Source organism: Streptomyces sp. NPDC026589 (genome assembly GCF_040638385.1).
In the GTDB taxonomy this organism is placed as follows: domain Bacteria; phylum Actinomycetota; class Actinomycetes; order Streptomycetales; family Streptomycetaceae; genus Streptomyces.
This window is the reverse complement of record NZ_JBEZYG010000020.1, coordinates 137602-157149: the sequence shown is the minus strand read 5'-3', so window position 1 is coordinate 157149 and position 19548 is coordinate 137602. Positions and strand designations below refer to the sequence as shown.

General features: G+C 70.2%; 24 protein-coding genes and 2 pseudogenes. 12 read left to right on the top strand and 14 right to left on the bottom strand.

Features of this window, described 5'->3' with window-relative positions; genetic code table 11:
• Both AB0F29_RS30005 and AB0F29_RS30000 read right to left on the bottom strand, forming a co-directional pair.
• On the bottom strand, positions 1–245 hold a 245-nt coding region (locus tag AB0F29_RS30005), incomplete at its 3' end, for an ATP-binding cassette domain-containing protein (RefSeq protein WP_361878406.1).
• 124 nt (positions 246–369) lie between these two features.
• Positions 370–1035: a DUF4097 family beta strand repeat-containing protein gene (locus AB0F29_RS30000; RefSeq protein ID WP_361878403.1), complete on the bottom strand. Its 666-nt coding sequence runs from the start codon at positions 1033–1035 to the stop codon at positions 370–372.
• Between the two features lie 222 nt (positions 1036–1257).
• Between AB0F29_RS30000 and AB0F29_RS29995 the strand changes: the two genes are divergently transcribed.
• Positions 1258–2163, top strand: a complete 906-nt coding sequence (locus AB0F29_RS29995) for a helix-turn-helix domain-containing protein (protein ID WP_361878401.1) — start codon at positions 1258–1260, stop codon at positions 2161–2163.
• Between the two features lie 44 nt (positions 2164–2207).
• On the opposite strand, the gene AB0F29_RS29990 is transcribed toward AB0F29_RS29995, so the two are convergent.
• Positions 2208–2684 (bottom strand): SsgA family sporulation/cell division regulator, encoded by a 477-nt coding sequence (locus AB0F29_RS29990; protein WP_361878398.1) that lies wholly within the window; start codon positions 2682–2684, stop codon positions 2208–2210.
• Positions 2685–3273: 589 nt separating this feature from the next.
• Here AB0F29_RS29990 and AB0F29_RS29985 point away from each other — a divergent pair.
• The 4 genes and pseudogenes from AB0F29_RS29985 to AB0F29_RS29970 form a co-directional block, all read left to right on the top strand.
• The gene (locus AB0F29_RS29985; RefSeq protein WP_361878435.1) at positions 3274–4440 is read left to right on the top strand and encodes a serine hydrolase domain-containing protein; all 1167 of its coding nucleotides are present in this window, start codon (positions 3274–3276) and stop codon (positions 4438–4440) included.
• Positions 4437–5243 (top strand): SDR family NAD(P)-dependent oxidoreductase, encoded by an 807-nt coding sequence (locus AB0F29_RS29980; protein ID WP_361878395.1) that lies wholly within the window; start codon positions 4437–4439, stop codon positions 5241–5243. The genes AB0F29_RS29985 and AB0F29_RS29980 overlap by 4 nt, the downstream gene beginning before the upstream one ends.
• Before the next feature lie 61 nt (positions 5244–5304).
• A pseudogene (locus AB0F29_RS29975) lies at positions 5305–5773 on the top strand (GNAT family N-acetyltransferase).
• Between the two features lie 115 nt (positions 5774–5888).
• Positions 5889–6029, top strand: a pseudogene (locus tag AB0F29_RS29970) (hydroxymethylbilane synthase); the annotation flags it as partial.
• A 21-nt stretch (positions 6030–6050) separates the two neighbouring features.
• Here the strand turns inward: AB0F29_RS29970 and AB0F29_RS29965 are convergent.
• From AB0F29_RS29965 to AB0F29_RS29955, 3 genes are all read right to left on the bottom strand, one after another.
• Positions 6051–6806, bottom strand: a complete 756-nt coding sequence (locus AB0F29_RS29965) for a hypothetical protein (RefSeq protein ID WP_361878392.1) — start codon at positions 6804–6806, stop codon at positions 6051–6053.
• 9 nt (positions 6807–6815) lie between these two features.
• Positions 6816–7313 carry a GNAT family N-acetyltransferase gene (locus tag AB0F29_RS29960; RefSeq protein WP_361878389.1) on the bottom strand — a complete coding sequence of 166 codons (498 nt, stop codon included), beginning with the start codon at positions 7311–7313 and terminating at the stop codon, positions 6816–6818.
• 131 nt (positions 7314–7444) lie between these two features.
• Positions 7445–7987: an aminoglycoside adenylyltransferase gene (locus AB0F29_RS29955; protein ID WP_361878386.1), complete on the bottom strand. Its 543-nt coding sequence runs from the start codon at positions 7985–7987 to the stop codon at positions 7445–7447.
• Positions 7988–8182: 195 nt separating this feature from the next.
• Between AB0F29_RS29955 and AB0F29_RS29950 the strand changes: the two genes are divergently transcribed.
• Positions 8183–8845, top strand: a complete 663-nt coding sequence (locus AB0F29_RS29950; protein WP_361878384.1) for a DUF1345 domain-containing protein — start codon at positions 8183–8185, stop codon at positions 8843–8845.
• A 110-nt stretch (positions 8846–8955) separates the two neighbouring features.
• Here AB0F29_RS29950 and AB0F29_RS29945 read toward each other — a convergent pair whose 3' ends face one another.
• Positions 8956–10035: a hypothetical protein gene (locus tag AB0F29_RS29945; RefSeq protein WP_361878381.1), complete on the bottom strand. Its 1080-nt coding sequence runs from the start codon at positions 10033–10035 to the stop codon at positions 8956–8958.
• A gap of 330 nt (positions 10036–10365) precedes the next feature.
• Positions 10366–10809, bottom strand: a complete 444-nt coding sequence (locus AB0F29_RS29940) for an ATP-binding protein (protein WP_361878378.1) — start codon at positions 10807–10809, stop codon at positions 10366–10368.
• Positions 10810–10973: 164 nt separating this feature from the next.
• Between AB0F29_RS29940 and AB0F29_RS29935 the strand changes: the two genes are divergently transcribed.
• The 5 genes from AB0F29_RS29935 (at position 10974) to AB0F29_RS29915 (ending at position 15303) form a co-directional block, all read left to right on the top strand.
• Entirely contained in the window at positions 10974–11852 is an 879-nt protein-coding gene (locus AB0F29_RS29935; RefSeq protein WP_361878375.1) for a helix-turn-helix transcriptional regulator, read from the top strand.
• On the top strand, positions 11849–12058 hold the full coding sequence (locus AB0F29_RS29930; protein ID WP_361878372.1) for a DUF397 domain-containing protein: 210 nt from the start codon (positions 11849–11851) through the stop codon (positions 12056–12058). The genes AB0F29_RS29935 and AB0F29_RS29930 overlap by 4 nt, the downstream gene beginning before the upstream one ends.
• Before the next feature lie 7 nt (positions 12059–12065).
• Entirely contained in the window at positions 12066–12284 is a 219-nt protein-coding gene (locus tag AB0F29_RS29925) for a DUF397 domain-containing protein (protein WP_361878369.1), read from the top strand.
• Between the two features lie 67 nt (positions 12285–12351).
• A complete protein-coding gene (locus AB0F29_RS29920) occupies positions 12352–13254 on the top strand; it encodes an alpha/beta fold hydrolase (protein WP_361878366.1) in 903 nt (300 codons plus the stop codon).
• A 516-nt stretch (positions 13255–13770) separates the two neighbouring features.
• Positions 13771–15303 carry an alanine/glycine:cation symporter family protein gene (locus AB0F29_RS29915; protein ID WP_361878363.1) on the top strand — a complete coding sequence of 511 codons (1533 nt, stop codon included), beginning with the start codon at positions 13771–13773 and terminating at the stop codon, positions 15301–15303.
• A gap of 64 nt (positions 15304–15367) precedes the next feature.
• Here the strand turns inward: AB0F29_RS29915 and AB0F29_RS29910 are convergent, their stop codons facing one another.
• The 6 genes from AB0F29_RS29910 to AB0F29_RS29885 all read right to left on the bottom strand — a co-directional run bounded on the left by AB0F29_RS29910 (position 15368) and on the right by AB0F29_RS29885 (position 19036).
• Positions 15368–16159, bottom strand: a complete 792-nt coding sequence (locus tag AB0F29_RS29910; protein WP_361878360.1) for a DMT family transporter — start codon at positions 16157–16159, stop codon at positions 15368–15370.
• Positions 16160–16254: 95 nt separating this feature from the next.
• On the bottom strand, positions 16255–16509 hold the full coding sequence (locus AB0F29_RS29905) for a hypothetical protein (protein WP_361878357.1): 255 nt from the start codon (positions 16507–16509) through the stop codon (positions 16255–16257).
• Between the two features lie 34 nt (positions 16510–16543).
• On the bottom strand, positions 16544–17014 hold the full coding sequence (locus AB0F29_RS29900; protein ID WP_361878354.1) for a hypothetical protein: 471 nt from the start codon (positions 17012–17014) through the stop codon (positions 16544–16546).
• Positions 17015–17130: 116 nt separating this feature from the next.
• A complete protein-coding gene (locus AB0F29_RS29895) occupies positions 17131–17364 on the bottom strand; it encodes a hypothetical protein (protein ID WP_361878351.1) in 234 nt (77 codons plus the stop codon).
• Complete coding sequence (locus AB0F29_RS29890) at positions 17361–17546, bottom strand: hypothetical protein (protein WP_361878348.1); 186 nt, start codon at positions 17544–17546, stop codon at positions 17361–17363. Before AB0F29_RS29890 ends, AB0F29_RS29895 begins: the two co-directional genes overlap by 4 nt.
• A gap of 248 nt (positions 17547–17794) precedes the next feature.
• A complete protein-coding gene (locus AB0F29_RS29885; protein ID WP_361878345.1) occupies positions 17795–19036 on the bottom strand; it encodes a helix-turn-helix transcriptional regulator in 1242 nt (413 codons plus the stop codon).
• Between the two features lie 194 nt (positions 19037–19230).
• On the opposite strand from AB0F29_RS29885, the gene AB0F29_RS29880 reads away from it, so the two are divergent.
• A complete protein-coding gene (locus tag AB0F29_RS29880) occupies positions 19231–19524 on the top strand; it encodes a hypothetical protein (RefSeq protein WP_361878342.1) in 294 nt (97 codons plus the stop codon).
• Positions 19525–19548: the final 24 nt, after the last annotated feature.

The window sequence follows — 19548 nt, the reverse complement described above, 5'->3', positions numbered from 1 at the left end:
ATGGTGGCGCGGATGGCCTGGGCGTCGGTGGCGAGGTCGTGCCCGCCGACGCGGATCGCGCCGGAGCCGGCGCCGGGGGAGATGAGGGTGGAGAGGATCTTGACGGCGGTGGTCTTGCCGGCGCCGTTGGGGCCGAGCAGGGCGAAGACCGTGCCTGCGGGGACGGTCAGGTCGATGCCGTCGAGGACGGACTTGTCGCCGTAGGACTTCCGCAGCCCGCTTGCCGCGATGGCCGGATGAGTCATGGTCGTTGCTCCTCGAAGAGTGCGTTCGGGCGGGTGCGTTCGGGGGTGCATTGGGGGGCGTTCGCGGGGTGTGTTCGCGGGGTGCGTTCGGGGAGCGAGGCGGGCGGTCCGAGACTGCGCGCGGTCAGAGGCTGCGGGCGGTGATGTCGCCGTGGGAGGTGGTGGCGCGGATGTCGAGTCCGGCGGTGCCGTCGTTCTTGAGGGCGTTGCTGACGCGGCCGTGGTCGGTGCCCGCGTCCAGGGCGGCCGAGACACCGGCGGCGGCGGTGACCGAGATGTCGCCGGACCGGGTACGGAGCACGACCGCGCCGCGCATGGCTTCGGCGATCCGGATGTCGCCCCGTGTGGTGCTGATCTCCGAAGGGCCGCCCAGCCGGCCGACCTCGACGTCACCCTCGACCGCGGTGAGGCGGAGGCTCGCCGCCTCGTCGATCTTGATCCGGCGGTAGGCGCCGTCGAAGGCGACATCGCCGAGGCGTCCGACGCCGCGGAGTTCGGCGGCGCCCGAGCGCGCCTCGACGTGGGACCCGGTGGGCAGTTGGACGGTCACCTCGACGGAACCCGAGTCGCCGAGGAGCCGGTTTCCGGCCGCCGGGACCGCGATGCGCAGGACGCCGTCGCCGTAGGCGACCTCGATCCGGTCGGCGGCCTTCACATCCCGGCTCCTGGAGGCGTCGGCGGGCCGGACCTCGACGGTGGCGTCGCCTCGGTCGGCGGCGATGAACTGGACGCGTCCGGCGGGGATGTCGAGGACGGCGGTGACCGGGGCGGTGGTGTCGAACTTCTGCATCGTGCTCTCCTTGCGCTCGTCGTTTCCGATGAGGGAAAAGCTACGTTGCATTTACAGATTGCTCAACAGGTTCGTTGCAGGTGGCCTATGTATTCGCAGGTCAAAGCCGCAAATTCGTTGCAATGCGCTTCGCGTTTAACGCAACGTCAGCTAGTGGTGCGTTGCAATAGATTGACGGTGAACGCTAGGATGGGGGCTCCGTGGACCACGAAGGAGAACCCGATGCCGGGAGGCAGGCTCACTCAGCAGGAACGTCAGCAGATCGCGCTGGGGCTGGCCGACGGCCTCGCCTATGCGGAGATCGCCAGGCGTCTGGACCGTCCGACCTCGACCATCACGCGTGAGGTGATGCGCAACGGCGGCCCCACCGCCTACCGCGCCGACCTGGCTCACCGTGCCACCGAACACCGTGCGCACCGGCGGAAGCAGGCCGCCCCCCGGGAGCCGCAGGCGTCGGCGCAGCCCTACGGGCGCGATGCCGAGGCCGTGCGGGAGTACGAGGAGCAGTTCACCACCAGCATCATGAGTTCGGGCATGCCGTTGATGATGTCCCGGGTGCTGGCCTGCCTCACCCTCACCGACTCGGGCAGCCTCACCGCCCCTGAACTCGCCCAGCGCCTCCAGGTCAGCCCGGCGTCCATCTCCAAGGCGATCGCGTTCCTCGACAGTCAGGGCATGGTCCGCCGGGAACGCGACGAGCGCCGGCGCGAGCGCTACATCGTCGACGACGACATCTGGTACCAGTCGATGATGGTCAGCGCCCGGGCCACCGCCCAACTGGTCGACACCGCGCGGCAGGGTGTGGGTGTCCTCGGCCCCGGCACTCCGGCCGCCATCCGCATGGAGAACGTCGCCCGCTTCCTCGACTTCGTCTCCGAGGGCATAGCGCGCGCCGCCGAGCAGGCCCGCGACATTCTCCACACGGTGCCCGCGCCGGATGCGGCGTCGGATGTGGCACCGGCGCCGGCGCCGGCCGTGGCGCCGGGCACGACGTCGGCTGTGGCGCCGGGCGCGACGTCGGCTGTGGCGCCGGGCGCGACGTCGGCTGTGGCGCCGGGCGCGACGTCGGCTGCGGCACCGGACGCGACGTCGGGCGGCCCTGCCGGACCGGTTGCAGGCCGCGGCTGAGCAACTCTCCCGGCGCTCGTCCTGGCGGCCCTTGCCGGCGGCGCTCAGCCGCGGGCGGGTTGCGCGCCCCGCTCGGGTTGCGCGCCCCGTTCCGTCCGTGCGCCGCGTTCCGTTTGCGTGCTGCGCTCCGGGCGAGCGGTGCGGGACGGCGGCTGCGGCTGGGATTCCCGGTCGGCGTCCGGTGGGGTGGTCGGTGTCTGGGCACGGGTGCGGGCGAGGAAGCGGATCAGCGTCCGGATCTCGAACTGGAACACCTCGACCCCGTCCGTCGAGTGCAGCTCCACGATCAGCTGCGTACGGCCGCACGGCCAGACGCGGACGTCGCCGCGCTCGATCGGGGTCCGCAGGCCGCGCTCCAGGAGGTCGCGGCCGAACGACCAGTCGGTGCCGTCGGGCAGCCCTATGTGGACGGCGCGCCGCTCGTCGGCGGGGTCGTAGCGCAGGTCGACGGGGACCGGGCGGGTCAGGGGACCATCGGTGATGAGCCGGGCGCGCGCATGTACTTCGATCACAGGGGACATGGGCCGGCTCCTCCTATATATGCGTAGCTCTGCCCTCTAATGTCCCATATTTTACGTAAGTGGCACGATAGGCCCGATCTACCTGCCGGGCTTCCGCCCTTGCGCGCAGTTCGCAGGAGGGCACTACTACTGATGGGTTCATGGCCCCGTCCGCAGGACCTGGTCCGCACGGGCGTGGAGACCGTGCGGACCAGGCGGGAGACGGAGTCTCCCCTTCGTGTACCCGATGATTTGATCGATGCACCTGCCGACGTCACCGCGCTGACGGTCACCCACGATCTGCCGTACGCCCCTTGAGCTCTGGTTCCGTCGGCGTAAACAGGTCGTGACGGCACGGTGGCCGCGGCGACCCGCTCCCCGAACACCCTGCCGGGACGTGCACCATGGGGGGATGAGCGGGAGCGCGGGAGTGAGCACGACGGCGGGCGCGGAAGCGGGATCGGGATCGGGATCAGGCAAGGGAGCAGAACCGGGCCCGGGGGCTGAACCAGGCACGGTATCGGGATCAGGCGCGGGAACCGAACCACACACGGGAGGGGACGTGACCGGGACCGAAGCCGTGACAGAAGCCGTGGTCCAAGCCGTCACCGTGGACGTACGGGGCACGGTCGCGCCCGGGTTCGAACCGGTCGCGGAGGCGTTCGTCCGCAACTTCGAGCAGCGCGGGGAGCGCGGAGCGGCCGTCGCCGTCTACCGCCACGGGCGCAAGGTCGTCGACCTGTGGGCCGGTACGCGTGACGTCGACGGTCCCGAACCGTGGGCCGTCGACACCGTCCAGATCGTCCGCTCGGCGGGCAAGGGCATCGCCGCCGCCGTCCCCCTGCTGCTCCACCAGCGCGGGCAGGTCGACCTGGACGCCCCGGTCTCCACCTACTGGCCGGAGTTCAAGGCGAACGGCAAGGAACGCGTCCTCGTCCGCGACCTCCTCGCCCACCGGGCCGGGGTCCCCGCCCTGGACACCGCCCTCACCCCCGCCGAGGCCGCCGACGGGGTCTCCGGACCCGCCGCCGTCGCCGCCCAGCGCCCGCAGTGGGAGCCCGGCACCGACCACGGCTACCACGCCCAGACCTACAGCTGGCTGATCGGCGAACTGGTCCGCCGCGCCACCGGCCGCACCATCGGCCGCTGGATCGCCGAGGAGATCGCCCGCCCGCTCGGCCTCGACTTCTGGTTCGGGCTCCCGGCCGACGAGGCCCATCGCATCGGCCGCATCGGCCCGGTGGAGCCCCCGGCGGCGGCCACCGCGTCGGGCGCCCTGCGCGTACGCGCCAAGCGCTCCGTCGTCGAGGCCTACCGGGACCCGGACTCCCTCACCCGCAGGGCGTTCGGCGCGATCGACCCGTTCCCCGACGAGAACGACCCTGCCTACCGTGCGGCCGAACTCCCCGCATCGGGCGGCATCGCGACCGCCCGGGGCCTGGCCCGCTGTTACGCCGCGATGATCGGCCCCGTCGACGGCCACCGCCGCCTGTTCGCCCCCGCCACGCTCACCCTGGCCCGCACGGAGGAGTCGGCGGGCCCGGACCGGGTGCTGGTCGTCAACACCCGCTTCGGCCTGGGCTACATGCTGCACGGCCCGGCGGCGCCGCTGCTGGGCCCCGGATCGTTCGGGCACCCGGGCCGGGGCGGCTCGCTGGGCTTCGCGGACCCGGAGTCGGGCATCGCGCTGGGCTATGTCACCAACGGCCTCCAGAAGGGAGTCACCGCCGACCCCCGTGCCCAGGCCTTGGTCAGGGCAGTACGGTCGGCGCTATGACTCCAGCATCCGACCGGACACCGGCCGCCCGCTTCGCCGGATACAGCGTCCTGATCACCGCCGCCGGCCAGGGCATCGGCGCGGCAACGGCCCGTCGCCTGGCGGCGGAAGGGGCCTCCGTCCTCGTCACCGACCTCGACGCGAAGCGCGCCGCCCACACGGCGGCGGCGATACGCGAGGCGGGCGGCACCGCCGAATCCCTCGTCTGCGACGTGGCCGACCGGGCGGCGGTCGAGGCGGCCGTCGCCCACGCGGTCGCCGCCTTCGGCCGGCTCGACGTCCTGGTCAACAACGCCTACGCGGCGGGCGAGGACGAGCCGCTCTTCGAGGACGAGACGGACGAGGTCTGGGAACGCGACCTGGACATCACCCTCTCCGGCCCGTTCCGCTGCGCCCGCGCCGCGCTGCCGCACCTGGTCGCCTCGGGCCGGGGCGCGATCGTCACCATCGGCTCGGTCAACGGCGAACAGGACTTCGGCGGCCACGCGTACAGTGCCGCCAAGGCGGGCCTGAACAGCCTCACCCGTACGCTGGCGGGCCACGCCGGACCGCGCGGTGTACGCGTCAACCTGGTCGCCCCCGGCACGATCCGCACCGACGCCTGGGCGGGCCGCGACGCCGAACTGGACCGGGCCGCCGCCCTCTACCCGCTGGGACGCGTCGGCACCCCCGAGGACATCGCGTCCGCCGTCGCCTTCCTCGCCTCCAGCGACGCGGCCTGGATCACCGGGACGACGCTGCGCGTGGACGGCGGGATCCTCGCGGTGAACACGGGCTTCCGGCAGGCGATGGCGCAGCCGTAAGGACGCGGCCGCAGCCGTAAACCCGTGGTCGAGCGTCGCCCGGGGAACCTACCCTGCGCGGATGATCGACCACGGACACTCCGACAACACCGGCCGCCCCGTCACCCTCCACGAGGTGGACGCGGACAACTGGCGGGCGGTCGCCGACAGCGCGCCCCGCGACGACCAGCGCGACTGGGTCCCGGCCCTGGCCGCCCGCTACCTGGTACTGAGCAGCCGCGAGGACACCTGGACCTCGCTCGCCGTCTGCGCGGGCGACGAGGTGGCCGGGCACCTCATGTGGGCCCGGGACGAGGACGGTTCGCACTGGATCGGCGGCATGCTGATCGACGCCGCCCACCAGGGCGCGGGCATCGGCCGGGCCGCCGTACGGACCCTGGCGTCCTGGCTCTCCACCCGCGAGGACGGCACGGCGGTGCGCCTCTCCTACGCCCCGGAGAACCAGGCCGCCCGCACACCTGTACACCTCGCTCGGCTTCCGCCCGACGGGGGTGGAGGAGGACGGGGAGGTGGTGGCGGAGTGGGGGTAGCGGGCCCGGCGGCCACCAGGCACGGGTCGACGACGTCCTCGCACACCTGCCCGGGCGGTCCAACATGCTTGGAACCACCGCAACATGGGCATCGGCGCTTCTCGTCGGAACCCGTATGTTCACCCCCGATGGCAAGACCGTCCTCAACGCCCATGAGTGGGCCGGAGCGCTGGACCCGGCCACCCTGGGGACCTCCGTCGCGGTCAGCCTGCTGCGCCAGGGGGCGAGGGAACTGATCGACGGCATCGCTCACTGACCGCCTGCCCACCCCGACGACTCAGCCGCAACGCCGCAGCCGCGCCCGGAGTCGGGACGTGACCGTCTCCGGGGTGCCGGGCAGCGCCGCCGTGAGTGTGAGGGCGGCCCTCAGGTGTTCGGCCGTGGCGGTCCGGTCCTCGTGCACCGCCTGTACGAGCCGCGCGTTGTCCATCGGGACCAGCCAGTACCGCCAGGCCGGGTGGCCGTGCGACCTGGCGTAGCGGGCGGTCAGCAGCTCGGCGGGGGTCAGCGCCTCCGGCCTGCGGAGAAGGATCACCGCGAGTCCCGCCTGCCGGACGAGACGGCAGATCTGCTCGGGCTCGGCCTCGTTGCGGCGGTGGTCGTCGTGGACCTGGTAGATCAGGCCGTACACGAGCAGCGCCTCGCGTTCGGTGAGCGGGCTGGGCAGCCGGACGTCCCGCCAGAACGCCTCGACGGCGGTCGCGTCCACCAGGGGCCGTGGCCCTGACCCGCCCGTGGAGGTCGTCAGCCGTACGGCTCCGAGGGCGACGGCGGTCTCGGAGAGCCGCCGCCGGTAGTCGAGCCCCTGGAGGAGACCGTGGTGGAGACCCGGCGCAGCCTCCGGGCCGCCGACCGCCCGGACCGCCCGCTCCACGCCCTCGACCGTCTCGCCGTCCGTCCATTCCAGCGTCCACCGTCCCGTCTCCGGGTCGTGGGCTGCCTCGAACTCCACCCCCAACTCCCGTGTGAGCAGGGCGGCAAGGGCGTGGTGCGGGCCGGCCTCGCGGGGCGGGGTCCTGTCTCTGTCCGGCACGGTGCCCAACTACCGCTCGGCGCTCAGGGCCATCAGCATCGTGGGGTCGGTCACGGGGACGAACCCGACCTTGGCGTACAGCTCGTGGGCGTCGAGCGTGGCGAGGAGAGTCCGCTTGAGCTCGTACGGGGCGAGGTGGTCGCGTACGGCGGTCGCCAGCCGTACGCCCAGGCCCCGGCCGCGATGCGCCGGGTCCACGTAGACGTCGCACAGCCAGGCGAAGGTCGCCCGGTCCGTGACGACCCGGGCGTAGGCGACCTGGGCCCCGTCGGGGCCGTAGACACCGAAGTTGAGCGACCCGCGCATGGACCGCTCGACGAGGTCACGGCTGCGGCCGAGTGCCCAGAAGGCGTCGGTGGAGAGCCAGTGGTGCACCAGGCCGATGTCGATGCGGTCCGGGTCGGTGTCGATCTCGTACTGGTCGGCGCCCTGGATCCCAGTCCCGTTCCCAGTCCCGTTCCCAGTCCCGTTCCCGTTCTCGTCTTCGTCGCGCGTTATGGACGTCATGGGCTGGGATCGTAGCCGCGGCCCGCGGCCCGCGGCACCGGTGGCGTCCGCGCGTGTTGGCCGGACCGTACGACGAGGCGGCCCGGCTGATGGGCGCGCACGGCCGGACCGGATGATTGCCCCCGAGGGGTTCAGGCGTGTCGCGCGCCGCGTTGGGACAGCGCCGCCTCCAGGCGGGCGATGTCTTCGGCGTCCTTGGCCCGGCGCGGCATACCGGGCACCCAGACCGGAGTCATTCGCTTGATCTCGATCTGTCCTTGTGGGCTGACGATGGAGGCCTCCAGGCCGGCGAGGCGACCAGGGGCGGCAGCGGGCATGGCCTCGGGCCACAGGGTGCCGGCCCACGGGCCGCCGGCGACGCAGGTGCGGCCGGCCTCGTCCTCGGCCAGGAGCGTGACGCTGATCTCCAGACCGGCTTTGACGAAGTCGAGCTGCTGCTGTGGTGGTGGTCCGGCGACCGGCTCATAGCCGCTCCGCGCCAGGGCGGCGGCCAGCTTCCCCGCGCCGTCCTCCCACGCGAACCAGTCGATGTCCCCGTGGTCCCGCGTGATCTCGCCGAGGAAGAAGTCCATCGCCCAGCCACCGCGAAGCCACACGGCGACGTCGTTCGCCTCGGCGACCTCCATGACCTCGGCAATGAGTCGGAGCTGCTGACCAGCGCGTCGGGTGTCCACAGTTCGGCAGACTATGCGGCACCCGCCACTCGGCACTCCCGACGTGTGAGGCGACACGTCAGCGGACCTCCGTGCGCCGTTCGGGGGACGGTACGCACCACCTCGTGGACGCCGCGAGAGCCCACGGCCCCGGCGGGAGCCGACTCGTCTAGCGTCGCCGCCATCCGCACCGTGAATGCCCGGAGGAGCCCGTCCGTGAATTCCTGGCTGCCCGAACGACGCCGCTCACTCGCGTGCCTGCTCATCTCGGTGAGCGCGGCCCTGGTGCTGCCCCTCGACAGTGTCGTGCGGATCTCGGCTTACGACGTCGGCGTGCTGGTGCTCTTCGCCTACCTGTTCCCGTACCTGGCCCTCACCTTGACCGCCTTCCTGAGCGCCTCGCCGGAGCAGATCCGTACCTGGGCGGACCGCGAAGCCCGAGGCACGTTCCTTCAGCGGTACGTCCTGGGCACCGCGCCCGGTCCTGGGGCGTCCATTCTCATCGCGGCAGCCGCGTTGGCCGTGGCTGTCGTGTGGCTGCCCGGCCACCTCAGCACCACCTTCGCCGAGGGGCCGCGCGCGCTGATGGCGCTGTCGCTCGTCGTCATCGCCTGGACCTGCGTCGTCGTCGCGTTCGCCGTTGCCTTCCAGGCCGACAATCTGGTGGAGAACGAAGCGGCGCTCGACTTCCCCGGAGCGGGGTCTGCGGCTTGGGCCGACTACGTCTACTTCGCCGTGGCCGTCATGACGACCTTCGGCACCACCGACGTCAACGTGACCTCCCGCGCCATGCGGCGGACCATCTCGGCGAACGCGGTCATCGCCTTCGTCTTCAACACGGTCACCGTCGCCAGCCTGGTCTCCGCGCTCCAGGACTAGGTTCCAGCCGCCAAGCCGCCCGACGGTGATCACCTGGCTGTCGGGCGGTCCGACGACTGCCTCGACCATGACACCTCTCGCGCTTCCATCAGCACCGTGGAGCAAGGCCCTCACGCGGCGGTCCGCACCTCTTCGGTTCGGTGCGCCTGGTGCGTGCGGTGTTCGCGGCAGTCGCGGCAGCGGCCGGGGGTGGGGGAGCGGAAGGCTCGGTCGCAGTCGTCGCAGGTCTGGAAGGGCGTGACCGTGATGCGGGGGCGGGCGAGTGCGGCGAGGTCGTGGATGCCCGGCGGCGGTGGCGGGAGCAGTTCGGTGAGCCGGTACTTGAGGAGTTTGGCGGGGTGCTTGAGGGGGTGGGGCGGGTCGTCGGTGAGGGCGTGGCGCATCGCCTCGGGGCGGGCGGCGCGTTCGAGCCAGGCCGCGACACCGGGGACCAGGCGACGGACGTCGTCCTCGGAGAGCGTGAACTGGGGCGCGTGGCGGTGCAGGTCGCTGAGGAACGCGGTGGCCGCGCGGTCGAGTTCCGGGGTGGGCTCGCTGGGGCGGGGGAGGGGGCGGGGCGGCGGCTTGGGTGCGGTCGGGGGCGGGACCAGCGGTACGAAGAGTGGGGGCGGGGCCGTGGGCGTTACGAAGGAGGGCGGCGGCGGCGGTGCGGGCGGAGCTGCGAGCGTCTCGGGTGCGGGCGGCTCGGGCTGGGCGGGCGGCCTGGGCTGTTCGGGCCTCGCCGCCGGTGCGGGGGCCGGGTCCGGTGCCTGTGTTGGTGCCTGGGCCTGGGCCGGTGCCTGGGCGTGAGGGGGTGCTGCTGCCTGACGGCGGGGGCGTAACAGCGCTGTGGGCTGGTTGCAGAAGACCGTGCGGGTGATGACCCGGCCGCTGGGGAGCCGATCCCGGAGGCGTTGCAGGTAGCCGAGGGCTTCCAGTTCGCGCAGGGCGGCGGCGATGCGCTTCTCGCCTTCCCGGCAGTGGGCGGCGAGCGCCTTGATGCTGACTTCCACGCCCTGGGGCAGTGACTGGATGCGTACGGCGATGCCGATCGCGGTGCAGCTGAGGTCGGGGTGCTGCGCGAGGTGGTTGCCGACGACGGTGAAGCGGTCGGTGTGCGGGATGACGATGTGGATCACGCCGGAGGCGGGCAGGGGTCCGGGAATCTCTGCCAGGGCGCGCGTGAGCGCAGTATTCTGCTGGGTATCCATCGGGAAGCGGCTTTCTTCCTTGGTGGTCAGGCCCTCGGTTGGGATTGCAGTCCCGGTCGGGGGCCGACGTATGTCGGGTGGGGTGTTGCTGGCGTGAGCATATGCCGGACAACCCGCCCGAAAGCGAGCTGAGTTGGCAAACCTCACCCGTGTGGGTGACGAGCCCCTGGGATGCGTCAGGTGGTCGCCGGGGGTGGGTCGGGTGGGGTTCTTTCTCTTGTTTCTTTGAGTAGTTGATGTCGCGCTTCACCAGGTCGCGGCCGAGAACGATCCGGTCGGGGGCCATCGGGACGCACCGGGTCGCGGCGGCGCGCGACCCGGCGGAAGCCGTCACCGTACGAGGTCGATCTCCGCCCATACGGTCTTACGGGGAACGGGTCCGGGTGTGATGCCCCAGTGGTCGGCCAGCGCCTCCACGATGATCAGGCCCCGCCCTGTCTCCGAGTCGTCGTCCTCGGGCGGCTTCACCGCTCCCGGCCCGGGCGGAATGCTGTCGCCGCGCGTGTCGGTGACCTCGATCCGCAGCGTGCCTCCGCTGACGGTGAGGCCGAGTTGGAAGTCCCGGCCCTTCACGCGCCCGTGCACCGTGGCGTTCGCCGCCAGCTCGGCCACGATGTGTGCCGCCGTCTCCGCTTCCGCCGGGAGTCCCCACGCGCCGAGATGGGCTGCGGTGAGCAGTCGGGCCAGCCGGGCCCCTCGGCGGGTGGGGGAGAGCAGCACGGTGAACGCACGGTCGACGGGGAGGTGTTGGGTGCGGGCGGTTTCTCGATTCATGTCACTCAGCGTGGCCGCCTCTGCGTACTGTGCCCAGTGACCGAGCCCTTGCGTACGGTGAGTGTCCGGGGCTTGTCCAGCCTTGTCCCGGCTGTCCCCCGTGACGTACGGGGCAGGGGCGCGGTTGGGAAAAGGACGACAGGCGCGTTGGAAACGGGGCTCGCATGAGTGTGGTCGGTGACGGTACGGAGCGTGGGGACGGCGGGGTGGACGAGCCTGGCTGGGACGTCGACCCCGATGACGAGCCGGGTGCGGCGGTGGTCGCGGCGGTGGGCCGCCAGATCAAGGCCTGGCGCGAGGCGGCGGGCCTGCGGGCGTGCGAGCTGGGCTCCGCCATGGGGTACGGCGAGGACCTCGTCTACAAGGTCGAGGGCGGTCGGCGCATCCCCCGTCCTGAGTTCATGGACGCGGCGGACCTTGCGGTGGGCGCGGACGGAAAGCTCGCGGCGATGAAGTCCGATCTGGCGGAGGTGCGGTACCCGAAGAAGATCCGGGAGCTGGCGAAGCTGGAGGCCGCAGCGGTGGAGGTGCTTGCGTACGGCAACAGCAGCGTCCATGGGCTGTTGCAGACGACCGAGTATGCGCGAGCGTTGTTCTCGATGCGCCAACCTGCCTACCCGCAGGAGGAGATCGAACGTGGAGTTGTCGCGCGTATGGCTCGGCAGGCCATCTTCGAGCGGTCACCCGCCCCGACGCTCGGATTCGTCCTGGAAGAGGTGGTGCTCCGGCGTCCCCTCGGAGGCAAGATGGTGTTGCGTCGCCAGCTCGAACACCTGCTGATCATGAGTGAGTTGCGTAATGTGACCGTGCAGGTGATGCCGATGGATCGGGAAGAGCACGCAGGAATCGATGGGGAGATCCAGGTGCTGAAGTTCAAGGACGGCACGGCGGTAGGGCGTTCCGAGGGGGCGTTCGGCGGTCGCCCGGTCTCGGATCCGAAGCAGGTCCGAATCCTTGATCTGCGGTGTGGAATGATCCGTGCCCAGGCTCTCACCCCTCCGGAGTCGACGGCCTTCATTGAGAAAGTGCTGGGAGAGACATGATGTGCAAGCCGTTCGCCGGGGAAGCGTCCGACCTGCGGTGGTTCCGGAGCAGTTACAGCGACAGCAGCAACGGCAGCGAGTGCGTCGAGGTCGCGACCGCCCCGGACGCCGTCCACGTACGCGATTCCAAGAACGCGCGGGGTCCTCGTTTCGCCGTCGCCCCCGCCGCGTGGGCGGGCTTTGTCGCGTACGCAGCAGGGCGCTGACCTCTCCGTGAGCGACGCGATTCAGGATCCTGCTGCCGGGGAAGTGTCCGAGCTGCGCTGGCAGAAGAGCAGCTACAGCGACAGCAGCAACCCCAACGACTGCGTCGAGGTCGCCGCCGCCCCCGACGCCGTTCACGTGCGCGATTCCAAGAACGCGCGGGGCCCACGCCTGGCGGTCGCCCCCGCCGCGTGGGCAGGCTTCGTCGCGTACGCCGCGGCGCACTGACCTCACCGCCCCGATCGCGAGGTGCGCGCCCTCCGATGCCGATATCGCCCCCGACCAGGACAGCCTCATGATTTCCGTGTACCGGAGTGAACAGGCGCGAGCGGAAGTGCGGCGCTGGTGCGTGAACCGGATCGACGGTTCGGGCCTGGCCGCTGCCCGCAGCGAGGTGGTCACCTCGGCCGGGGTCACCGGAGTCGTGACCGCGGGGCCGGAGCCGCGCGGCGGGGAGCCGAGTGTCGTCCTGCTGCCGGGGACGAACATGAACGCCGCTCTCTGTCTGCCGGTGGCGGAGGCGATCGCCCGGGAACGGCGGGTGGTCATCCTCGACCTGCCCGGCCAGCCGGGGCTCAGCGCCGACCGACGGCCTCGTGCCAAGCGCTCGTCCTGGTACGGGACATGGCTGACCGAGGCTCTTGCGCGGGCGGTGCCCGGGCCGGTCGTCGTCGTGGGGCATTCCCTGGGCGGCGCGGTCGCCCTCGCCTGCGACGCCCCGCAGATCGTCGGCCGGGTGCTGCTCTCCAGCGCCGGCATGGTCCGGCTGAGGGTTCCCGCCTCTCTGCTGGCCGCCACCGTTCCCTGGCTCCTGCGGCCCACGGTCGCCCGTTCGACGGTGCTGGTGCGTCACATGGCGGCTCCGGGGCGAGGGTCGGGGCAAGGAGAAGAGGAAGGGCATGTGGCCGACGGCCTGGGGGAGTGGATGGATCTGGTCGGGCGCTGCTGCCGTACCAGTCTCGCTCCGCCTCCCCTTCCGTCCGGTCTGCTCGAACTGCGGCGCTCTGTACCCACGTTGGTCGTCACGGGGGAATTGGACCCCTTTCTGCCCCCGCGCCACCTGGGGCCGGCCGCCCGGCGCCGGCTCGGGGCGGAGTTCAGGGTGATCGAGGGGGCGGGGCACCTTCTGCTGGACGAGTCGCCGGAGGCGGTCCTCGTCGCGGTGCGGGAGCTCTGCGCGGCCGTCGCGACGGGGTGATGAGTCGCGCCGGTCTGTCCGCGCGGCGGCCTGTCTATGCGCCGGTCTGTCTACGCGGCGCACGGCGGGGTAAGCGAGGCGGGAAGACCTCTCTGGTCCGGGGGTTCCCCCTCCGGTCAGAGGCATTCCCTCAGTCCGGAGGTGTGCCCTCCGACCTGCCGATAGGTGTCCGATAAACGTATCCGCGATCCCGCGTAACGGTGATGTCACCCGCCCAGCATCTTCACATCCGCACGCCGAAAATGTGACCTGCATCACTAAAGATCGGGTAAATCGCGTGGTACAAATGCCCAACTTCGTAGGCGGAACCCTCGCCGAAGCGGAGCGCCGGGACCGCCCCGGTGGCAGGCCAGAGCGACCGTCGCCGTCGTCCACTCCATGGGACATGCCGGATCGCCGACCGGACGACGACGTTCGCTCATCCCTCCAGAAACGTCCCCGACGTTCCCCCCATCGCACACCGACCGGCGAAGCACCCCACTTGTCCGCCGTTCCCGCGTCATCGAGGTAGCCAACGTGTCACTCGAATCCATAACCGAGAACGTCGACGAAGCCGTCAGCGGGTTCTTCGAACCGATAGCCGAATGGCTCGGCAAGATCGTCTTCTACGCCGTCCCCGTCGGCGGGACGGACCTCCCGCTCATCGTCGCCTGGCTGGTGGTGGCGGGCCTCGTCTTCACCGGCTGGTTCGGATTCATCCAGCTGCGCAAGTTCCGCCTCGCCATCGACGTGGTGCGCGGCAAGTACGACGACAAGGACTCGGCGGGCGAGGTCAACCACTTCCAGGCCCTGACCGCCGCCGTCTCCGGCACGGTCGGCCTCGGCAACATCGCCGGTGTGGCCGTCGCCGTCTCCATCGGCGGTGCCGGAGCCACGTTCTGGATGATCCTCTGCGGTCTCCTCGGCATGGCCACCAAGTTCGTCGAGGTCACCCTCGGCGTGAAGTACCGCGAGGTCCACGCCGACGGCACCGTCTCCGGCGGACCGATGCACTACCTGCCCAAGGGGCTCGCCGAACGCTTCGGGAAGAACGGCAAGACCTTGGGCAAGGTCCTCGCCGTCCTCGCCTCGATCATGATCCTGTTCTTCGGGCTCTTCGGCGGCAACCTCTTCCAGGTCAACCAGTCCTACGCCCAGCTCGTCTCCGTCACCGGTGGCGAGGACGGGGCGCTGGGCTCCTCCGCCGGGGCGCTCTTCTTCGGCATCCTCGTCGCCGCCCTCGTCGGCATCGTGCTCCTCGGCGGCATCCGCTCCATCGCCTCGGTCACCAGCCGGCTCATCCCCGCGATGGCCGGGATCTACATCGCCGCCTGCCTCGTCGTCATCCTCGTCAACGTCACCGCCGTGCCCGCCGCGATCGGCGCGATCATCGATGGCGCCTTCAACCCCGAAGGCGTCGCGGGCGGTGTGCTGGGCGCACTGATCATCGGCTTCCAGCGCGCCGCGTTCTCCAACGAGGCCGGCCTCGGCTCCGCGCCGATCGCCCACTCCGCGGTCAAGACCAGGCACCCGGCCAGCGAGGGCCTGGTGGCCCTGCTGGAGCCGTTCATCGACACGGTCGTCATCTGCACCATGACCGCGCTGACCATCGTCATCGCCAACCCGGCGAGCTGGGGCGAGGCGCGCGACGGTGCGTCGATCGGCGGCGTGACGATCACCTCGGACGCCTTCGAGACCGTGCTGCCCTGGTTCCCGTACGTCCTGACCGTCGCCGTGCTGCTCTTCGCGATCTCCACGGTTCTCACCTGGGGTTACTACGGCCTCAAGGCCTGGACCTACCTCTTCGGCCGCAGCCGCACCAGCGAGACCGTCTTCAAGTCCCTCTACACCCTGCTCGCCGTCTCCGGGTCCCTGCTCACCCTGCAGACCCTCATCGACCTGGCCGACGCGGTGCTCTTCTCCCTGGCCGTCGTCAACATCATCGGCCTCTACCTCCTCGCGCCCGTCGTCAAGCGCGAGCTGAACACCTTCCTCGAATACGTCCGCACCCGGAAGGCCGGCGGAACGGACGAGGACAGGAACGACGAGCCGTCCAAGGCCACCGTCTGAGGCCGGCCTCTCACGATCGGCGATCGGTGCCCCTCGCCCCTGCCGGGACGCAGGGCGGGGGGCATCAACTCGTGTGCAGCATCAGGCCGATGCCCACCACCATCAGCCCCGCCGCCGCGATCCTCGGGGCCCCGAAACGCTCCTTGAAGAACAGCGTGCCGATCGCCGCGCCGACGATGATCGACGACTCGCGCAGCGCCGCGATCGGGGCGAGCGGGGCCTTCGTCTGGGCCCAGAGGACCAGCCCGTACGCGGCCACCGAGAGGGCCGCGCCGAGCAGGCCGCGTACCGCGTAGGGCCGTAGCCGCGGGAGGAGTTCGGCGCGGTGGCGGTAGTACGCGTACGCCGGGATCGCCAGGCCCTCCAGGACCATCAGCCAGGCGACGTAACCCAGCGGGGTGCCCGAGGCGCGCACGCCGACGCCGTCGACCGTGGTGTACCCGGCGATGGCCAGGCCGGTACCGAGGGCCGCCACGATCGCGGGCCAGTGCGGGCGCTTGCCGGAGCCCCGGATGCCCCACAGCGCCAGCCCGACCAGCCCGGCCGAGGCCACCGCGACGCCCGCCGTGGCCCAGCCGTCCGGGCGCTCGCCGACGAACACCGCAGCCAGGACCGTCACCACCAGCGGGGCGGTGCCCCGGGCGATCGGGTACATCTGCCCGAAGTCGCCGAGCGTGAACGAGCGCATCAGCAGCAGCATGTACAGCACGTGCAGGGCGGCCGACGCCACCAGGTACGGCCAGGCCTCCGCCGCCGGGAACGGGGCGAAGAGGGCCATCGCCGCGCCGATCAGCAGACCGCCGCCGGAGATCAGCGTGAACGAGAGCAGCTGATCCTTGATCGCGTGTCCGAACACTTACGACTTCCAACAAGGTACGCCATGCGCCCGGACACGCGGAAGCCCCGGTCAGCATCCGAGAGAGAACGCTGACCGGGGCCGGTGTGCGGGTACTACTCGTCTACCTTCTTGGGTGGCAGCACGAACCCCCGGGTCGGCCCGCTTCGCCGCTTGGGCGTAGACGGTTCGAACTCTGCCGCCAGGGCTACCAGCACATCAGCGGTGGTGTCCGTGCGGGTCGCCGGGTCGGCCTGGTTATACACGCGCCACGGTCCCGTCAGGTTCTCCGGGTCCTCCGGCGCGACGACACCCGGGATGCCCAACTGCCGCAACACGCTGTCGACCTGCCGGGCCTGCTCCGCGTCCATCGGGGTCACCTTCCGTTGTGTGCGGGCAGCCTAGCTACTCGCCTGTGGTCGCGCAGTTGCCCGGACGGATAGGCCCGCAGCCGCCAGGGGGCGTGTGCTGGCACTGCGCCGCCACGGACACCAGGCTCTTCGCGGGGGCCGTCCACAGCTCGAAGTCGACCTGATATCCCGCCTGTTCGATGGTCGCCACGGTGCGGGTGATGACGTGCTGGTCGAAGCGCTCCGGGTCGGGACGCTCGGGGTAGTGATGCACGAAGCGGCCCAAGCCCTCACACAGCTTGGCGTACAGCTCCGTGCGCAGGATCATCGCGTGCCACCCCTCATCGACCACCTTGGAAGGGGCGATCCTGACGGCGGGGAACTGAGCTGCGGCATCGACGAACTTGAGTGCTTCAACGACGATGCGTTCCGCCGTAGGGTGGTCCATGCCGGGGTTGTTGTCGAGAACTGTTGCGGTGACAGCCTCGAACCCTGCGGGGGTCAATAAGGCGCGTGCATCTCGCATTGCTGTGCCTTCCTGTTGGGTTGGCCCGTTCCGGTTGTCGTCCTGTCCAGGGGTTAGAACAGCCGGAACGGGTGGTCCTTGCCGCCGGCCGCCAGAAATCCGACAGGGGCGGAAGTTCAGGGCTGCGCTTTCGTGACGCGCGCATGGTCCGTTGCCACTCGGCGGAAAAGGTCGTGTTCGGGCTTCAGCCCCGAATGGCGCAGACACCAGTCCTGCGCGGCTCCCTGGCTGTCCTGCGCACCTGAGCCCTGATTGCAATCCGCTGTCACACAGAACGCTTCGAAGATGAACCCGCCTTCAGGAGCGTGGCGGATGGTGAGGTCTACGAATCCGAATACTCGGGCACTCATGGGGAGTCCTCCGGGCCGTCGCTGCCGCTGGGCAGGCGTAACCTCCGGCTTTCCGCGATTCTCAGCAGATCGGCCAGGCACTCAGCGAGGCGGATCCCGACGTACCGCACTTCCGCGTGGGGCGACATAACGTCGCCCAGAACCCTCTTGGCCTCGCTCAGCGTTTCCTCGCTGATGGCCACCTGGGCAGTCTCGAACTCGTCAGCGAGGCGGGACAGGAATCCCCCGCCATCAGGGGCGCTCAGTAGGCACGCCTTACCGTCGTCTGTGGCCCACGGAAGCAATCGGGGCCGGCCGTTTGCGTGCATACGAATCATCCCTCCGCCGTCCGGCTTGCAGAGGAAATTTACGACCCATCAGAATCGCAACCCAGTCGCAGAGCACGGTAGTTCGCCGTGCAGGGTCTCCAATGTACTTCGCTACGCGGTACCTAGCCCGCAACGCCCAGGTGGGCGGCCATCTGGCGCATGTCCGCTGTCAGAGTCCGCTTGCGAGTGCGGAGAATATCGGCCATGACGCGGCGGGCCATCGGCTGATGGACGATCCAGGTATCTGCGGTTTCCCGCAGGGAGATCAGTTCATCCATCGCGTCCTGATGGGATCCCAGCGAGACATAGGCACTGGCGACGTCCAGGCGATGCCGGTTCCAGTTGTTCGGAGAAAGCCGCCCTAGGCTCTTCGCCGCCTTCGGACTCAGCGGCCCATCGTCGGCCCTCCGGAGCACGCCCCGGTGGTCCCCGATCAGGGCCAGGTCCTCAACAGCCTTAGCTTCCGCAGTGGCGGGTCCGAACGCACTCCAGTGGGCTGGGAATTCAGTATGTTCACGCCCCAGCGCACCGCCCGCTGTGGCAGCCATCCGTCGAGCATGGTCCGCCACGTCTTGCCGGTTGTTCCTCCGTGCGGCAGCGGCAACCCGTAGCCACAACTCCCCCCAGACGGCCAGTTCAGCGGCAGTCGCCCGGGAAATGCGCGGCTCGATATCCGCTGCCGTCTGGGATGCGAGTTGTTCACTCTCGTCGAACCGGTCCTGTCGCAGCAGCAGCCAGCCCATGCCAACAACTCCGGTTGCCGCCAGTTGTGTTTGGCAGGTTTCTCGCGCCAGTCGGATGGCCTCTGCCAGGGCGAAGTAAGCCATGTCGTAATGCCGGACCTGGGTTAGGTACTTGCCGGTCAGCAGAAGCGCATGAGCGCGAGCAATCATGGCCTGTTGCTGCTCCACGCCTTCCAGGGTCGCCACGGCGGCCTCTGAGGACCGCAGCAGGCTGGGCAAGGCGCGGGCCACGGACGTATAGCGGTCCGCCTGATACAGCGCGTGCCCGTCCTGTACGCCACGGAGGACAGCCCGGGGCTCTCCGGCCTCCCCAGGCTCCGACAGGGGCGCGAAGAGTCCCACAGGGGGCATCAGGGCCCGTCGCATCTCCGCCATGCCTCGCCGGTTAGCTTCGTCCTCCGCGCCGATGGTGGGCTCCGGTGCCTCACTGGCAAATAAGGCCGCCGTCGATACATCCAGCGCACGGGCCAATGCCGCCAGCGTGTCCATGCTGACTCGGCCGCCCTGCTCAACCTTGCGCACGGTAGAGAGCGACAGGTGCGACTTGGCGGCAAGGCCCTCTTGGCTCAGCCCCGCCGCGCGGCGGAATCGCCTGATGTTGTCGGCCAACCCTGTGGACATCGCGGCATCACCTCACGTCCAGCGTATGTCCCCGTCTAGCGGAGCGGTGCGGATCCACTGTTCTGACGATGCGTCAGTTATGCAGCTCCGAACGGAAGCGGATCACTCAATTCCGGAAGCATGGCACCCCGGCATCAGCAGGGGGGCATGATTGAAGCGCCACGCAGCAGCAGACGTGGAATCGAGGGGGGCGCATGGCAGGGAATCTGGGTCACTATCAGGAGATCACGACAGCCGCAAAGGAAGCGGGGGGTGTCGATAAACTGATCAGTAGCATTGAAGCGGCAGCCGCGTCGAAAGCGTTCCCGAAGGCATTTGGCCTGGGAATCGGAGCATGTGCGCTCACAGTGGGCGGGGTTGCAGTCGCCACCGTCGCTGTGAAGCGTGCTCTGACCGAACGAAGAACTCGCGTAACGATGGCCAGTGAGGCAAAGGAAGTATTGAGGGCTGAGATTGAAGGGGGGAGCAGCCCCCACGAAGAGAAATAGCAGCGAGCGAGAACGCAGAAAGGC

What these genes read in the sequence shown, in the direction of transcription:
- AB0F29_RS29905 (WP_361878357.1), bottom strand. Translation starts at nt 16,509, where the DNA reads ATGGACGCGGAGCAGGCCCGGCAGGTCGACAGCGTGTTGCGGCAGTTG.
- AB0F29_RS29960 (WP_361878389.1), bottom strand. Translation starts at nt 7,313, where the DNA reads ATGACGTCCATAACGCGCGACGAAGACGAGAACGGGAACGGGACTGGG.
- AB0F29_RS30000 (WP_361878403.1), bottom strand. Translation starts at nt 1,035, where the DNA reads ATGCAGAAGTTCGACACCACCGCCCCGGTCACCGCCGTCCTCGACATC.
- AB0F29_RS29880 (WP_361878342.1), top strand. Translation starts at nt 19,231, where the DNA reads ATGGCAGGGAATCTGGGTCACTATCAGGAGATCACGACAGCCGCAAAG.
- AB0F29_RS29990 (WP_361878398.1), bottom strand. Translation starts at nt 2,684, where the DNA reads ATGTCCCCTGTGATCGAAGTACATGCGCGCGCCCGGCTCATCACCGAT.
- AB0F29_RS29895 (WP_361878351.1), bottom strand. Translation starts at nt 17,364, where the DNA reads ATGAGTGCCCGAGTATTCGGATTCGTAGACCTCACCATCCGCCACGCT.
- AB0F29_RS29980 (WP_361878395.1), top strand. Translation starts at nt 4,437, where the DNA reads ATGACTCCAGCATCCGACCGGACACCGGCCGCCCGCTTCGCCGGATAC.
- AB0F29_RS29945 (WP_361878381.1), bottom strand. Translation starts at nt 10,035, where the DNA reads ATGGATACCCAGCAGAATACTGCGCTCACGCGCGCCCTGGCAGAGATT.
- AB0F29_RS29940 (WP_361878378.1), bottom strand. Translation starts at nt 10,809, where the DNA reads ATGAATCGAGAAACCGCCCGCACCCAACACCTCCCCGTCGACCGTGCG.
- AB0F29_RS29930 (WP_361878372.1), top strand. Translation starts at nt 11,849, where the DNA reads ATGATGTGCAAGCCGTTCGCCGGGGAAGCGTCCGACCTGCGGTGGTTC.
- AB0F29_RS29995 (WP_361878401.1), top strand. Translation starts at nt 1,258, where the DNA reads ATGCCGGGAGGCAGGCTCACTCAGCAGGAACGTCAGCAGATCGCGCTG.
- AB0F29_RS29935 (WP_361878375.1), top strand. Translation starts at nt 10,974, where the DNA reads ATGAGTGTGGTCGGTGACGGTACGGAGCGTGGGGACGGCGGGGTGGAC.
- AB0F29_RS29920 (WP_361878366.1), top strand. Translation starts at nt 12,352, where the DNA reads ATGATTTCCGTGTACCGGAGTGAACAGGCGCGAGCGGAAGTGCGGCGC.
- AB0F29_RS29900 (WP_361878354.1), bottom strand. Translation starts at nt 17,014, where the DNA reads ATGCGAGATGCACGCGCCTTATTGACCCCCGCAGGGTTCGAGGCTGTC.
- AB0F29_RS29885 (WP_361878345.1), bottom strand. Translation starts at nt 19,036, where the DNA reads ATGTCCACAGGGTTGGCCGACAACATCAGGCGATTCCGCCGCGCGGCG.